The 14,644-nt window shown below is 40.6% G+C and carries 11 protein-coding genes; 5 read left to right on the forward strand and 6 right to left on the reverse strand.

Annotated features, from left to right (window positions below):
* Nucleotide 1 precedes the first annotated feature (1 nt).
* Nucleotides 2-1,168, forward strand: a complete 1,167-nt coding sequence (locus B0O44_RS23795; RefSeq protein WP_110834600.1) for a trans-sulfuration enzyme family protein — start codon at nucleotides 2-4, stop codon at nucleotides 1,166-1,168.
* Here the strand turns inward: B0O44_RS23795 and B0O44_RS23800 are convergent.
* The 5 genes from B0O44_RS23800 to tgt all read right to left on the reverse strand — a co-directional run bounded on the left by B0O44_RS23800 (nucleotide 1,161) and on the right by tgt (nucleotide 8,533).
* On the reverse strand, nucleotides 1,161-1,382 hold the full coding sequence (locus B0O44_RS23800) for a LapA family protein (RefSeq protein ID WP_245943786.1): 222 nt from the start codon (nucleotides 1,380-1,382) through the stop codon (nucleotides 1,161-1,163). The two genes, B0O44_RS23795 and B0O44_RS23800, sit on opposite strands and share 8 nt — an antisense overlap.
* A 60-nt stretch (nucleotides 1,383-1,442) precedes the next feature.
* Nucleotides 1,443-4,058: a TolB family protein gene (locus B0O44_RS23805; RefSeq protein WP_245943787.1), complete on the reverse strand. Its 2,616-nt coding sequence runs from the start codon at nucleotides 4,056-4,058 to the stop codon at nucleotides 1,443-1,445.
* 1,354 nt (nucleotides 4,059-5,412) lie between these two features.
* Nucleotides 5,413-6,297, reverse strand: coding sequence for a DMT family transporter (locus B0O44_RS23810; RefSeq protein WP_110834603.1), 885 nt, complete (start codon nucleotides 6,295-6,297; stop codon nucleotides 5,413-5,415).
* A gap of 1 nt (nucleotide 6,298) precedes the next feature.
* A complete protein-coding gene (locus B0O44_RS23815; RefSeq protein WP_110834604.1) occupies nucleotides 6,299-7,402 on the reverse strand; it encodes an LptF/LptG family permease in 1,104 nt (367 codons plus the stop codon).
* The gene (gene tgt, locus B0O44_RS23820) at nucleotides 7,403-8,533 is read right to left on the reverse strand and encodes a tRNA guanosine(34) transglycosylase Tgt (protein ID WP_110834605.1); all 1,131 of its coding nucleotides are present in this window, start codon (nucleotides 8,531-8,533) and stop codon (nucleotides 7,403-7,405) included.
* Between the two features lie 131 nt (nucleotides 8,534-8,664).
* On the opposite strand from tgt, the gene B0O44_RS23825 reads away from it, so the two are divergent.
* The 4 genes from B0O44_RS23825 (at nucleotide 8,665) to B0O44_RS23840 (ending at nucleotide 13,249) form a co-directional block, all read left to right on the forward strand.
* Complete coding sequence (locus tag B0O44_RS23825; RefSeq protein WP_245943788.1) at nucleotides 8,665-9,786, forward strand: glycosyltransferase; 1,122 nt, start codon at nucleotides 8,665-8,667, stop codon at nucleotides 9,784-9,786.
* A complete protein-coding gene (gene rsmG, locus B0O44_RS23830) occupies nucleotides 9,777-10,409 on the forward strand; it encodes a 16S rRNA (guanine(527)-N(7))-methyltransferase RsmG (RefSeq protein WP_110834607.1) in 633 nt (210 codons plus the stop codon). The genes B0O44_RS23825 and rsmG overlap by 10 nt, the downstream gene beginning before the upstream one ends.
* 223 nt (nucleotides 10,410-10,632) lie before the next feature.
* Nucleotides 10,633-11,736: a DNA-processing protein DprA gene (gene dprA / locus B0O44_RS23835; RefSeq protein WP_110834608.1), complete on the forward strand. Its 1,104-nt coding sequence runs from the start codon at nucleotides 10,633-10,635 to the stop codon at nucleotides 11,734-11,736.
* A gap of 151 nt (nucleotides 11,737-11,887) precedes the next feature.
* A complete protein-coding gene (locus tag B0O44_RS23840) occupies nucleotides 11,888-13,249 on the forward strand; it encodes a pyridoxal-phosphate dependent enzyme (RefSeq protein ID WP_110834609.1) in 1,362 nt (453 codons plus the stop codon).
* A 53-nt stretch (nucleotides 13,250-13,302) separates the two neighbouring features.
* Here B0O44_RS23840 and murA read toward each other — a convergent pair whose 3' ends face one another.
* Nucleotides 13,303-14,628: a UDP-N-acetylglucosamine 1-carboxyvinyltransferase gene (gene murA / locus B0O44_RS23845; RefSeq protein WP_110834610.1), complete on the reverse strand. Its 1,326-nt coding sequence runs from the start codon at nucleotides 14,626-14,628 to the stop codon at nucleotides 13,303-13,305.
* Nucleotides 14,629-14,644 lie beyond the last annotated feature (16 nt).

Below are 14,644 nucleotides of genomic sequence, written 5' to 3' on the forward strand. Positions count from 1 at the left end.
CATGCAAGAAGATCATTTTGAGACGATGGCCATCCGTTTGCAAACCGAGCGCAGCCAGTATAAAGAACATTCCGTGCCCCTTTATTTGACATCCAGCTATAAGTTTGATGATGCAGAGGAGATGCGCGCCCTTTTTGCGAATGAAAAAGAAGGCAACGTTTACAGCAGATATGCCAATCCGAATACCACCGAGTTAATTGATAAAATGGCAGCACTGGAGGGTGCGGAAACCGGCTGGGTGACCGCTACAGGGATGGCAGCAATTTTTACCACTTTTGCTGCTTTTCTGAAAAGCGGCGACCATGTATTGTCGAGCCGCTCCGTATTTGGTTCTACCCATCAGTTGCTGAATAATATTTTTCCTAAATGGGGCATCAGTTATACTTATGCCGATCTGGACCAGCAGGAGCAGTGGATCAATGGCATTCAGGCGAATACAAAAATGATTTTTGTCGAGACGCCTTCAAATCCCGGTATCGACATTATAGACCTGGAGTGGCTGGCACAACTTGCCAAGAAAAATAATCTTTTGCTGGTGGTGGATAACTGTTTTGCGACCCCTTATTTACAGCAGCCCATCAGACTGGGTGCTGATTTGTCTATTCACTCGGCAACGAAATTTATTGACGGACAAGGTCGTGCACTGGGTGGAGTAATTCTGGGTGCTCAGAAATTGATTCTGGAAATTGAAGCTTTTGCAAGACACAGTGGACCGGCAATGTCTCCTTTTAATGCCTGGTTGTTGTCAAAAAGTCTTGAAACCCTGGCTGTGAGAATGGACAGGCATTGTGAAAATGCATTAACAGTTGCCGGATTTTTAGAAGCACATCCGAAAATTAAAAAAGTGATGTATCCTTTTCTGCCTTCTCACCCACAGTATGAAATTGCAAAGAAGCAGATGAAACAGGGTGGTGGAATTGTGACCCTTGTGGTGGATGGCGGGGTAGAGGCTGCGGGGCGTTTTATGGATAAGCTGAAAATGTTTTCGATCTCGGCAAATCTTGGGGATACCCGTTCTATTGCAACACATCCTGCAACCAGTACCCATTCCAAACTGACCGAAGCAGAGCGTCTGCAGGTAGGTATTGAGCAGGGGACAATCCGTTTGTCAATAGGTTTGGAGCATATCAACGATATTCTGAAAGATATTGAGCAGGCGCTTAGCTGATGTAGTCTTTGTCTTCGTCACTTAAAGTATTTTTCCGGTCAGTACTTACGGCATCATCAAATTTGTTGTCGTAAGTACTGATTACCGTTCTTGGCCTTCCGGCCCAATATCCGAGTATAAAACCAATAAAGGTGAAAATCCCGACCACCAGAAGCTTGGAAATATCTTGTTTAAAGAAAATAAAACTGAATTCTACAGAATCTCTGTTACTCATTAAAAAAATGGTAAAAAGTGCTGTAAAAATGATAATGAAAATGGTTTTTGTCTTCATAGGTTAGAAGCTATAATTGAAAATAAGTTCTAAGATAGGGTTTTGATTATAAATTTTATTGACAAAAACCACTCTTGCTCCTAAATCGACAACAGGCTGGTAGCGGAGCAGGTTCATGCTGCTGCGCAGTTCAAAGCCAAAAGTTTTGGGCTGCGAAAGATTGGTTTCAGAACCAATATTCTCATAACCACAGAATAAGCCCCCTCTTAAATTGCGCACATAGGCCAGTGGCCCGATTTCTGCATCAGGAAACAGAAATGGAAATCTATAGTTGAGCAGTAAGGTGTTCTTTAGCCTGCTCCTTGCCTGGATATTGTTGTAGCCATAAACGGTGCTGATTTCATTGTTGTATATTCTCACCCCGGTTGCGTCCTGATAATTGAAACTAAGCAGAAAGGAATGGTTCTTCAACAGCCCCGGGGTGTAAAGGAAACTTTCAAAAGAGAAGAGTTCACCCGGGAGGTTGTTGTCAAAGGGTTGGTTCAGGTAATTGAACCGGATGATTTGTGCCCACCTGGGTGCTATATCCCGGGCTGCCTGGGTTTTACCATGGGAAAAGGTAAAATGATATTCCATCGGGAAATTCAGAGAAGTGATAAAATTAGCCGGTAGGTTTTCTGTCATGTATCTTTTTGTCAGGCTGGTCCCAATGTTCATGGAGAGGTTATAGTATTCGTCTCTGGCATTCAGGTTAACAGGAATCAGGGCATTGACTTTAATGTAATTTTCCCTCCAGTCTCCTTGTTTGATCCGGTTTCCGCTGTTGTAAAAAGTTCTTACCGGCCGGTTTTCGTAATTTAGGCTGAAAACCGGGTAAAAACTTTTAATGTTGATATTGGCGTTATAGGAGAAACGTCCAAGGTCCCTGTGGTAACTGGCTCCGGTATAAAAATCAAAAGTGTTCAGTAAATTGTTGGAACGGAGCTGCAGACCGGCCACATATTCGTTTTCAATGGTAGGTATAATGCTGTGCAGGTTGATCAGATTCCCCAGTTTGCCATAAGGTTTTGATTCGAAAGTGCTGTCGGGAACTTTCTCGAAAACATTGCCGGTGTTTTCCTGTTGCTCCGCTGCGGATCCAAAATAAACAAAGCCATTTTCGGGAACTTCCGAGGGTCTGAATTTTAACGCAGCAATGTCAAATCCCCTGAGGCCATAATTGCTGAAAAGAATTTCGGTTTTATCTGTAGAAAGACTTGGGTTAAAGGCGCCGTATTTAGCTTCGCTCAGAGCGCTTATTTTTTTTGAGGCAGTATCTATGTGGTAAATATTGTTTATTCCGCTGTAATGAGCGTTAAATGCGATTCCTGAGGAAATGAATACTGGTCTGTTGAGTTGCTGTGAAGTTTCCTTAAGTATTTTGGTCTTTTTGCCCTGGTGATCCTGTATCCACAGTGCCTTTCCTTTTTCACTGACCGTGATGTAGGCAATGCGTGTTCCTGAGGCATCAAAGGAAGGACTTTGGAGGATGAGGCCTTCCGGGTTCGGATAACTGCAGATGACCTTTCCAGTGGTTGCGTCAATTTCAACCAGGTTCGCCTGGTTACTCAGGTCAATCTGGACCGCAACTATTTTTTTTGCATCGGCCGAAAGGGAAGGGGAGAACCAGCGTGTTCGGGCTTGCAGCTTTTTTATTTTCTTGGTGTCCATGTCGTAAATGTTCAGCACGCTGTAGCTGCGCTGACGGAACCTGGGATCATAACGGATTTCGTCCCACACAATTTTCCCCATGGCATAGCTGTACCATGGTTGTTCCTGGTAGCCGATACCAAAAAGCCGTTTCTCTTTTTTGCTGCTGTCCACCTGAACAAAAAAAGAAGTTTCTGCCTTGCTCTGTTTAAGGGCGAGGATGTCTCCGCTGGGTAGCCTGACCGGTAGAAAATAGTCGGTAGCATAAATTGCTTTTTTGTTCAGGGGAAGGTAGGCCTGACTATGGTTTTTTTTATCTTGCAGAGACCATTGCTTTTGAATTTCTGTTGCGGTAAAATCGAACCAGGCCCTGCCCGTTTTTCCTGTTAGTTTTTTGAGGCTCCCGGCAAAAGGGTAGGGACGAATAGGGCGTTTGCGGATGTCGGTCAGCAAGCTGTCGAAAATATTTTTTCCGTGCTGTTTTCTGATGTTGGAAACCATCAGGTATCCGAGTTGATAATACCCTGGGGTGACATCTTTATCGGAGCCAAAATAAGCCTTGCTGTAAGAGATGTTTTTTCCTTCCAGAACCTGGGTCCGGTAGGGCATGATCCAGGAGGGTTGCCGGCCGCGACCGGCATGAGTAAGCGAAGTCTCCGTGCTCACTGCGTCTCCTTCAAAAAACCAGGTCGGGATGCTTGCGCCCATCCATGCAAAATAGACCAGTTCCGGAAAGGGCTTTGCCTGTCCATTGGTTAGCTTGTCATACTGGGCGGCATGGCGGAGTTCATGGACGGCCAGATTGTTCAGCCAGTCCTGGCTGTCAAAGAGCTGGGGAGGGGTGCTGAAAAATTCAGATTTTTTTGGTCCAAGCTGGACAAAGCCATTTGCAATCACGCCCTGGTTTTGCAGGACAATTGGGAGGTTGGTTTTGTGGACACCCAGACTTGCGCCATCAAAAGGAAAAATGAATGGAATGGTGTTGGCCATTCTCTGTGCATCTTTTTCCAGTTCGACCGGATAGATGATTTTAAAACCCCTATGGTTTATTTGCCTCCATTTTACACTAAGAGGGTTTTGGTCGGAGCTGAAAATCTGTCCAAAACAGATAGGTGAAATAATAGTTAATAACAGAGTTGTTAAATATTTGATTATTATGTATTTATTGTCTATTAGTTTCGGCATAATCTCTGTTTGCTATTATTTTTAGTATTTTTTGATTTTTAAGCTTAATTTTATCTGTATTTAAAATTTATTTAATTGATGTAAATTATTGTTTTTTAATTTTTTATGATATTTATTTTATTTGAGTTTTTATGCTGTTTGTTTGTTTTTTATCTCTTAAAAAGGCCTGGTTGGGGCCTTTTTTACAGCAATGCTTTATCTCCATTGTTTTCGGCGTTTAAGGTACACTATTTATGTTGTAAAATAAAACAAAATTTAGGCGACGTCCGGGAGTTTTGTATGCGAAAATATCCTGTCCCCTACCCCTTTTGGTTGCCGTAAATTGGAATTTTTTAGGTGTTTTTTTGCAAAAAATCATAAAGAATATCATGGTATTTATGTCGATTTTTCTGTTTTTTTATGGAGTTTTTTACGCTGATTTTTGAGGTTTTTTTGCTGAAAATAATGGAGTTTTTGCTTGTTTTAAACGCAGGTTATTGTGGGTTTTTAGGGTTCAAATTAGAAGTTGTATGGTCTTTTTCTATGGGTTTTAGGTCTGTGATTCTGGTGTTTTTTGGCCTGTTTTAAGAGCTGATTTCAACGAAAACGCAAAGAATAAGGGCCGCTTTGAACCCTTTTTTTTGCTTGAATTTGGGCGCTGTTTTTAGTTTTTTTGAAGCAGATAAGAGGGGCGTGTATGGTTGTTTTGTTGGAGTTTAGACATTCATTCGGAGCGTATTTTTAAGTCTTTTTTTTAGGGATAGAACTGTTTTTGGGGGTGTTTTAGAAGTGCTGAAATTGCTTTTCTGAGGGTGAAAATGATGGTCGTGTATAAGGTCTTTTTACCTGGATTTGGGTATCGGTCCGGGCTAGATTTTAGCTCCTTTTGAGCTTGGAATTAGAGCTGCTGTTTGGTGTTTTAAAAGTGCTGAAATGGCTTTTTTGAAGGTGGTGATAAGAGTGGTGTATAACGTCTTTTTGTCTGGATTTGGGTATCGGTCCGGGCCAGATTTTAGCCTCTTTTGAACTCAGAATTAAGACTATTTTTTTGTGTTTTAGAAGCGCTTCCGTTACTTTTTAGGAACTGTTTTTTAAAAGGAAAAAGGGGTTGAACAGCGGCCTTGAACTCCAGGGTCAGCAGTGGAAAGCTGGCTGGGGCGGGGTACTGGAAGAGGTGTTTTTAGAACTGGTTTTTTCTCTTTTTATAGATGGGATACAGGAATACTGCAGCCAGGATCAAGCAGGCACCAATGTAAAATCCGGGTGTCATGGTCTCCTTATTACCAAAGAAAATAAAGGCCAGAATTATGCCATATACGGGCTCAAGATTGGTAATCAGGGCAACCCGGAATGCAGATAAAGATCTCATGACAGAGACACCTGCAACATAGGCTAAAGCCGTACAAATCGTACCGAGTATGAATAGGTAAATCCAGTCACTAAAAGGAAGGTTAAGACGCTCGGTAAGCAGGCTTTTATCGAGTAAACGATAGATGGTTATCCAAAAAAAAGCACCTCCGATTTCGTAAAAACCAATGATTTTTGCTTCGGTTTTTTGAACTAATGTGGAATTGATGATGCTGAAAATGCTGGATGCTATTGCTGCCGAAAGGCCTAAAATGATTCCTAAAGTGTACTTTGTTTCAAATTTAAAAATGAGGTAAATGCCAAGAATAATCACTAAACCGATAAAAACATCACCCTTTTGTATGGCTTGCCTCTTGATTAGCGGCTCCAGGACGGCTGTAAAAAGTGTAAAAGAGGAGAGGCATACCAGTGTTACAGAAACTGTGGATACTTTAATGGCATGAAAAAAAAGGATCCAGTGAAGGGCCACAATGCTGCCGGTAAAAAAGAATTGTAAAAATTGCTTTTTGCTTACTTTCAGGCTTGTGCCGGTTATTCGAAAATAAATAAACAAGGTGACAGAGGCAATCAGGACACGGTACCAGACCATTTCTACTGCATTAATAGAAATTAAGGCACCCAAAATGCCTGTAAAACCCCATATGAATACAGTGAAATGAAGAATAGCCAGGTTTTTCGTGTCGGTGCTTCCGGTCATGTTATTTTGGTGCTTTTCTTAACAGGTACAGGCCTAATATCCCAAAAAATATGGTGGGCATAAGTACCGCTAAAAGAGGAGGGATGCCTCCTTTAAGGGAAAACATTTTTGCAAACCTGTCTACAACGATATAAGAGAAACTAAGGAAAATGCCAATTCCAAGTGATAATCCGACTCCTCCCCGTACTTTTCGGGAGGAAAGTGCAACACCTATTAAAGTAAGGACAAAAGCAGAAAGAGGCTGCAAATAACGCTTATATTGTTCAAAAAGCAAATCATTCATGATTCCAGAGCCTCTTGTTTTCTCTTTCCTGATCTTATCAGAAAGGTCCTTGTTGCTGAGGTTTTCAAATATGTTGTCGTATACGGAGAAATCATCAGGTCTCATGTCCAATATAGTATCCTTTGTTTTTCCTGCTCCGCTGATAAAGTTTTCTTTAAGCCCCTGGATATTCCTTACGGTGTAATTGGTTAATTTCCAGGATCGTTTTACGGAATCCCACTTGATTTCATCAGCCATTAGTTTTTTATTGAGCACATCGCCTTTAAAGTTATCAAGCATAAAACGAAGGCCCGATTTGGTCTTGTTGTCAAAGGATTCTATATAGATATAAGTATTGTCATCCAGCTTCATATGTATATTTTGTTTGCTGGAAGGGTCATTCTTCTTCATATAAACATTCTCAAAATTGTTTTTGATCTGATTTGTATATGGAAGAATGAACAAGTTAGACAACAGATTGGCCGAAAAAATAATAAAGGCAGACATGAAATAAGGACGTAGAAAGCGGTTAAAGCTTACCCCTCCACTTAAAACTGGTACAATTTCAGTTTGGTCAGCCATTTTTGCCGTGAAAAATATAACCGCGATAAAATTAATCAGCGGAGAGAGCATGTTAACATAGAAAGGTATGGAGCCCGCGTAGTACAAGGTGAAAATTTGCACCAGACTGAGGTGATTTCCAAGGAAATCATCGAGTTTCTCCGATAAATCGAAGATAATGATGATCACTATAAATACCGTTAGGGTATAAATAAAGGTACCCAGGTATTTACTGATGATATACCAGTCAATTATTTTGAACCTGCTTCTGAGAAATTTCATTTACAACTTATTCCCTAAGATAGTCACCATTTTGTTTTTCCAGGCTGTAAATTCTCCGCTTACGATTTTTTCCCTTGCTTGTTTAACCAGCCATAAATAGAAATGGAGGTTGTGCAGGGTTGCAATCTGAGCGCCAAGAATCTCTTTGGAGTGCATTAGGTGTCTTAAATAGGCTTTGGTGTAAACTTTGTCCGCAAAAAGATCACTATCGGCTTCAATTGGGGAAAAATCATTTGCCCATTTTTTATTTCCTATATTAATAATACCGTTTTTTGTAAAGAGCATTCCATTTCTCGCATTTCTGGTCGGCATCACACAATCGAACATGTCTACGCCTAAAGCGATGTTTTCCAGGATATTAACTGGTGTTCCAACGCCCATCAGATAACGAGGTTTGTCTGAAGGCAGGATATCACATACCACTTCGGTCATTGCATACATTTCTTCTGCAGGTTCACCTACCGATAACCCACCGATGGCATTGCCTTCTCTTTCCATCGAGGCAATAAATTCGGCAGACTTGATCCTGAGATCTTTGTAAACAGAACCTTGGACAATGGGAAACAGGGTTTGGTCAAAGCCATATTTAGGTTCGGTGGTGTCGAAACGTGTACAACAGCGTTTCAACCAGCGATGGGTCATGTTAATGGAGGCCGCCGCATACTTATAGTCACAAGGGTAAGGGGTACACTCGTCAAAAGCCATAATAATATCCGCTCCAATGGTACGTTGGATATCCATAGCATATTCGGGTGTAAACAAGTGTTTGGAGCCGTCTATGTGGGACCGGAAGGTCACCCCTTCTTCTTTAATTTTACGAACTTTACTTAAAGAATAGACCTGATAGCCTCCACTATCTGTTAAAATTGGACGGTCCCATCCAATAAATTGGTGCAGACCACCTGCCCGTTCTAAGGTGTCCAATCCTGGACGCAGGTATAAATGATAAGTATTTCCTAAGATGATTTTGGCATCAATGTCATTTTTTAATTCACGCTGGTGTACTGCTTTTACAGTTCCTGCTGTGCCCACGGGCATGAAAATAGGGGTTTGTATCTCTCCGTGTGCAGTGGTAACCGTTCCGGCTCTCGCTTTAGACTGTGTATCTTTGGCTTCTAGGGTAAATTTCATATATCTGGATGCTCCTCAAAAAATCTTGGCAAAAATAGGAAAAAACGCGCTATTAATCGGCTAAATTTTTTATCAACATAACCGTGCATTACAGATTAAAAATCAGAAATTTGGCAATTTAGAAATACATTGTGGAATTAACGTTTTTAGAGATTTGCCTGAGTGGCCTGTTGTTTTTTTGTTTTTTGGCGCAGCTTTATTTTACCTTGTTTGTGCACCTTAGACTGGCCCGTACCCCTATAGAAGAAATTGTCCCGGCCGGTGCCAGGCCCCTGAGTGTGATCATCTGTGCAAGAAATGAAATAGAAAACCTAAAGCAATATTTACCGGTTGTTTTAGCTCAGAATTACCCTGATTTTGAAGTGGTTGTTGTAAATGACAGGTCCTGGGATGGTACTCATGAATTTTTAGAGGAATATGCTGGTCAATGTAAAAAACTTAAAGTTGTTACGGTAACCGAAGGGACTAAGTTTATTGCAGGGAAAAAATTTGCCGTAACCATGGGCATTAAAGCAGCGGCCCACGACTGGTTGGTTTTTACAGATGCAGATTGCTACCCCAACTCTTCCAATTGGTTATTGGGGATGCAACAGCCCCCTGAAGATCATAAAGAGATCATTTTGGGTTATTCACCTTATTTAAAAAGAGGCGGTTTATTAAATGCATTAATTCGGTTTGAAACTTTTTTTACGGCTGTAAACTACCTGTCCTTTGCGCTCAAAGGAATGCCTTACATGGGAGTTGGCAGAAATATGGCTTATAAAAAATCTCTTTTTTTTAGAAATAAAGGCTTTGCGGCACATATGCATATTCCCTCGGGAGACGATGATTTATTTGTAAATGCGCACGCGAACCGAAGAAATACGGCCATCCGGATCCATCCCGATACCCATGTCTGGACCAGCCCGAAACTAAGCTGGGGGGCTTATTTGAGACAAAAAAAGAGACATTTTGGAGCTGGAAAGTTGTACAAAGGAAAACATAAGTTTGTCCTCTCTTTCCAGATTATTATCCAGTTTCTGTTCTATATGGCATTAATTTCAGCCTGTTTTTCGAAAACATTGCTTTACCCTGCAGTGGGTTTATTTGTACTGAGCATTCTCATCCGTTGTTTTGTTTATCCTAAATTACTCAGACGGCTAAGCTATCCGGGGCTGGTTTGGTTTTTTCCGTTTTTGGACATTCTATTGTTCATTTTTCTAGTCTTTAATGGCATTCTGTCTATATTTGTTAAAAAAGTCCAGTGGAAATAAAATCAACATTAATTCAAAAATATTTTAAAAATCTGACTCCGGTACAGATTGCCCAGTTTGATCAGTTATACAATCTGTATAGTTTTTGGAATGCGCAAATTAATGTGATTTCCAGAAAAGATATTGATGAATTGTATGAAAGGCACATCCTGCATTCTCTCGGCATTGCCAAATTTTGTGCGTTTAAGCCTGCTGAGCGGGTTTTGGACGTAGGAACGGGAGGTGGTTTTCCAGGAATTCCCTTAGCAATTATGTTTCCGGAAACCCAGTTTCACCTGGTCGATTCTATTGGAAAAAAAATAAAAGTAGTGAGTGAAGTTGCGGCTGCTTTAGAGCTTAAAAATGTTAAGGCGAGCCATTTGCGGGCAGAACAGGCAGATGGTAAGTACGATTTTGTAGTTTCCAGGGCTGTAACCAGGCTGATTGATTTTTATCCCTGGGTAAAAGGAAAGTTCAATAAAGAATCTAAAAACGCTCTTCCTAATGGTATCCTTTATTTAAAAGGCGGAGATTTAAAAGAAGAAATAGCGGAATCCAAATTAAAAGCAGAATTGTATCCGCTTTCTGAATATTTTGAGGAAGATTTTTTTGAAACGAAATATGTCGTTTATATCCCCCAGTAAAATGAACCTTGACTGGTTTTAAGTGTTTTTTTTAAAATCAAATTTTTGAATCGACCTCAGAGTCAATAAAACGCCTTGTATTTTTTACTTTTTCAGCCCGGTCATCGTTTGTCAGATGTGGTTATTTGCTTAAACTTTAGTTGTGTTTTATTTAAAGCGATTGATAGTCAGTTGGTTTGAAATAAAGTTACAATTTTTGTTATAGATTGAACGAAGTTGGTCTATGAGTTTATTACATCAGATTGCCCTTACTTTTATTAAGGGGGTGGGACCGGTTACAGCCAGACAACTTTTAGATCATTATGGATCTGCGGAAGCTATATTTGCTGCGGAGGGTGGATCTTTGCGCCAGTTGCCGGGCCTGAGGCTTCCCGGAGCAATTGCTGTCCATTTTGCGGCTGCATTGCAAGAGGCCGAAAAACAATTGGAACTTTTAAAAGGATCGGATACCAGGCTGCTCTTTTTTTCTGATGAAAATTACCCTAAACGGTTAAGAGAGTGCTCGGACGCTCCTGTAGTTCTGTATTATAAGGGCAATGCAAACCTGAATCATAAACGGATCATCAGTATCGTTGGAACCCGTAAAGCGACGCCCTACGGCAGGATGCTGTGCAGGCAATTGGCAGAACATCTGGAGCCTTATGATGTAGTTATTGTCAGTGGCCTGGCTTATGGAATTGACATTACTGCACATAAAGAAAGCTTGAATCACCACATCCCAACTATAGGTGTATTGGGACATGGTTTTGACAGGTTGTATCCTCCTGTTCATAAAACAACTGCTTTGGAGATGATATCTTGTGGAGGCTTACTTACAGAGTTTCCTGTCAATTCGGTACTTGATCAGTCAAATTTTCCAAAAAGGAACAGGATTATTGCTGGTATTTCTGATGCAACTATTGTTGTGGAGGCTGCTTTGAAAGGTGGGGCCCTGATTACTGCGGACCTGGCGGGTTCTTATTTTAAAGATGTTTTTGCTTTTCCTGGCCGGTCTACAGATGAATTTTCACAAGGTTGCAATTACCTGATTAAGGCCAATAAAGCTGCATTAATTAGTGACCCTATAGATTTGATTGACCATTTGGGCTGGGAGAGGGCAAAGGTAAAAGAGGAGAATTCTTCTGCCGGTCTGTTTAAGACAGCACAATTATGCGCAGAGGAATTGAAGGTTGTCCATCTATTGGAGGATATGAGTATGGGAGTGGATGAAATTGCCTTCAAATCAGGTATTGTTCAAAGTCAACTCGCTATTGTTTTGTTAAATCTGGAAATGAAGGGATTCTTAATGTCCTTGCCTGGTAAGATTTATAAGTTACTCAAAACGTAGGATATTTGGGTTCACCTATAAAAATAAATGTCTGTAAGTCTATTGGTGTAGTAGTATAAAATTATATTTGATTTTTTTAAAATTATAAAAATAAAATTTCAAATTTTTATTTATAAATAGAATTCTAATAGTCAATTTGTACTTTTGTATCATGTGGTACAACAATATTTTAGAAACAATTGGCAATACGCCGCTGGTTAAGCTCAATAACATTACCAAAGAAATTGAAGCAACTGTGCTGGCTAAAGTAGAGTCGACCAATCCGGGAAATTCGATAAAGGACCGTATGGCGATCAAAATGATCGAAGAAGCGGAAAAAAGTGGTAAACTCAAACCAGGCGGAACCATTATTGAAGGGACATCAGGGAATACTGGTATGGGATTGGCAATGGCTGCGATTATCAAAGGATATAAGTGCATATTTACAACAACAGATAAACAGTCGAAAGAAAAAGTCGATGCCCTGCGTGCATTTGGGGCGGAAGTAATTGTTTGCCCGACCAATGTAGAGCCTGAGGATCCCAGATCCTATTATTCAGTTTCTTCCCGTTTGGAAAAAGAGGTGCCCAATTCCTGGAAACCCAATCAATATGATAACCTGGCCAATTCATTGGCGCATTACGAGCAAACCGGCCCTGAAATCTGGGAACAAACGGAGGGAAAAATTACCCACCTTGTTGTGGGAGTAGGTACAGGGGGTACAATTTCAGGTACTGGTAAATACCTGAAAGAAAAAAATCCTAATATAAAGGTTTGGGGTATTGATACTTATGGTTCTGTATTTAAAAAATATAAAGAAACAGGTATCCTTGACAAAAATGAGATTTATCCTTATATCACTGAAGGTATAGGTGAAGATTTTTTACCGAAGAATGTTGATTTTGATGTTATTGACCTTTTTGAAAAGGTAACAGATAAAGATGCCGCATTAATGACCAGGGATATTGCCAGAAAAGAAGGGATTTTTGTTGGAAACTCTGCCGGTTCGGCAATCGCCGGACTGTTACAGCTTAAAGACTGGCTGAAACCGGAGGATGTGGTTGTTGTAATTTTTCATGACCATGGAAGCCGTTATATGGGGAAAATGTATAATGAAGACTGGTTGCGGGAACGCGGATTTTTGCAGGATGAGAAGTTAACCGCGCGTGCCATTCTGGCTAAAAAAGAGCAAACAGATATTGTAACAATTGATTGCGAAAAGACAATTCTGGAAGCGATTAACAACATGAATACTTTAAATATTTCTCAGATTCCTGTTACACAGAAGGGAATGGTGGTTGGTAAATTAGCGGAGGGAGATATTTTAAAAGCTTTATTGGAAAATCCTTCTCTGAAATCGGCCCCAGTAAGTGAAATTATGAGTGCTACTTTTCCTTTTGTCGATATGAATACTTCGATTGACCGGATTTCTGCCCTGATAAACAAAGAAAATAGTGCTGTATTGGTGGAAGATGAGCAGGGAAAAATTGAGATCATCACTCAATATGACATTATTAATGCGATTTCAGGTTAGCCTGCTGATGTTTTAGAAATAAAAAAAAGCCCTTAAAAAGGGCTTTTTTTTATTTAGTGACTTGGGCCATTACCTTCGACCCTTTTAATTTGTGCGCCTAAGGCTCTTAAGCGAACATCAATGTCCTGATAACCACGTTCTATTTGTTCAATATTATAAATGGTGGAGGTTCCTTCGGCAGAGAGGGCTGCAATTAACAAGGACACACCCGCACGAATATCCGGAGAAGTCATGCTGATTCCCCTTAATTTATATTTCTTGTCGATGCCATTAACTGTGGCACGGTGCGGATCACAAAGAATAATCTGGGCACCCATGTCAATCAGTTTATCCACAAAAAACAGCCTGCTTTCAAACATTTTCTGATGCACCAGAATGGAACCTCTGGCCTGTGTTGCCACCACCAATACAATACTCAACAGGTCAGGTGTAAATCCTGGCCAAGGGGAATCTGCAATGGTCAGCATAGAACCGTCTATAAATGACTCAATTACGTAATGCTTTTGTGAAGGGATGTAAATATCATCTCCCTTTAATTCGAACTTGATTCCCAGTTTCCTGAAAACCTCCGGAATAATCCCCAATTCGTTGTAACAAACATTTTTGATGGTAATCTCCGATTCAGTCATTGCCGCCAGACCAATGAAAGAACCTATTTCAATCATATCCGGGAGCATTCTGTGCTCGGTTCCTTCCAGTTTGCTTACCCCCTCTATGGTCAGTAAATTAGAGCCTATACCCGATATTTTAGCGCCCATCCGGTTCAGCATTTTACACAATTGCTGTAAATACGGTTCGCAGGCTGCATTATAAATGGTCGTTGTTCCCTTGGCCAATACAGCGGTCATCACAATATTTGCTGTTCCGGTTACCGAAGCTTCATCAAGTAAAATGTAGGCTCCTTTTAAATCGGTCGCATCAACATTAAAAAACTCTTTTTTTGGATCGTAAATAAATTTGGCCCCTAGTTTTTCAAAACCCAGAAAATGAGTATCCAATCTCCGGCGGCCGATTTTATCACCCCCTGGTTTTGGTATAGCTGCTTTGCCAAATCGGGCAAGAAGAGGTCCTACAATCATAATGGAGCCCCTTAGGCCGCCACCTTTGGCCTTGAAAACATCCGATTGAAAATAATCCAGATTAATGTTTTTAGCCTCAAAGGTGTAGGTGTCTTTAGAGAGACGTTCTACAATGACCCCCAGGTCACCTAACAATTCTATCAGTTTATTCACGTCTTTAATGTCCGGAATGTTACTGATGGTGACCTTTTTTTCTGTTAATAAAACAGCGGATAAAATTTGTAAAGCTTCGTTTTTAGCACCTTGAGGCTGAATTTCGCCTTTAAGTTTCTTACCACCTATAATTTCAAATGCGTTCATATACTCTGTTTCTGTC

Source organism: Pedobacter nutrimenti (assembly GCF_003208655.1).
GTDB lineage: Bacteria > Bacteroidota > Bacteroidia > Sphingobacteriales > Sphingobacteriaceae > Pedobacter > Pedobacter nutrimenti.

Coding starts and splice junctions, on each gene's coding strand:
- dprA (WP_110834608.1), top strand. CDS start 10,633: ATGAGTTTATTACATCAGATTGCCCTTACTTTTATTAAGGGGGTGGGA.
- B0O44_RS23840 (WP_110834609.1), top strand. CDS start 11,888: ATGTGGTACAACAATATTTTAGAAACAATTGGCAATACGCCGCTGGTT.
- B0O44_RS23815 (WP_110834604.1), bottom strand. CDS start 7,402: ATGAAATTTCTCAGAAGCAGGTTCAAAATAATTGACTGGTATATCATC.
- B0O44_RS23795 (WP_110834600.1), top strand. CDS start 2: ATGCAAGAAGATCATTTTGAGACGATGGCCATCCGTTTGCAAACCGAG.
- murA (WP_110834610.1), bottom strand. CDS start 14,628: ATGAACGCATTTGAAATTATAGGTGGTAAGAAACTTAAAGGCGAAATT.
- tgt (WP_110834605.1), bottom strand. CDS start 8,533: ATGAAATTTACCCTAGAAGCCAAAGATACACAGTCTAAAGCGAGAGCC.
- B0O44_RS23810 (WP_110834603.1), bottom strand. CDS start 6,297: ATGACCGGAAGCACCGACACGAAAAACCTGGCTATTCTTCATTTCACT.
- B0O44_RS23805 (WP_245943787.1), bottom strand. CDS start 4,058: ATGGCCAACACCATTCCATTCATTTTTCCTTTTGATGGCGCAAGTCTG.
- B0O44_RS23800 (WP_245943786.1), bottom strand. CDS start 1,382: ATGAGTAACAGAGATTCTGTAGAATTCAGTTTTATTTTCTTTAAACAA.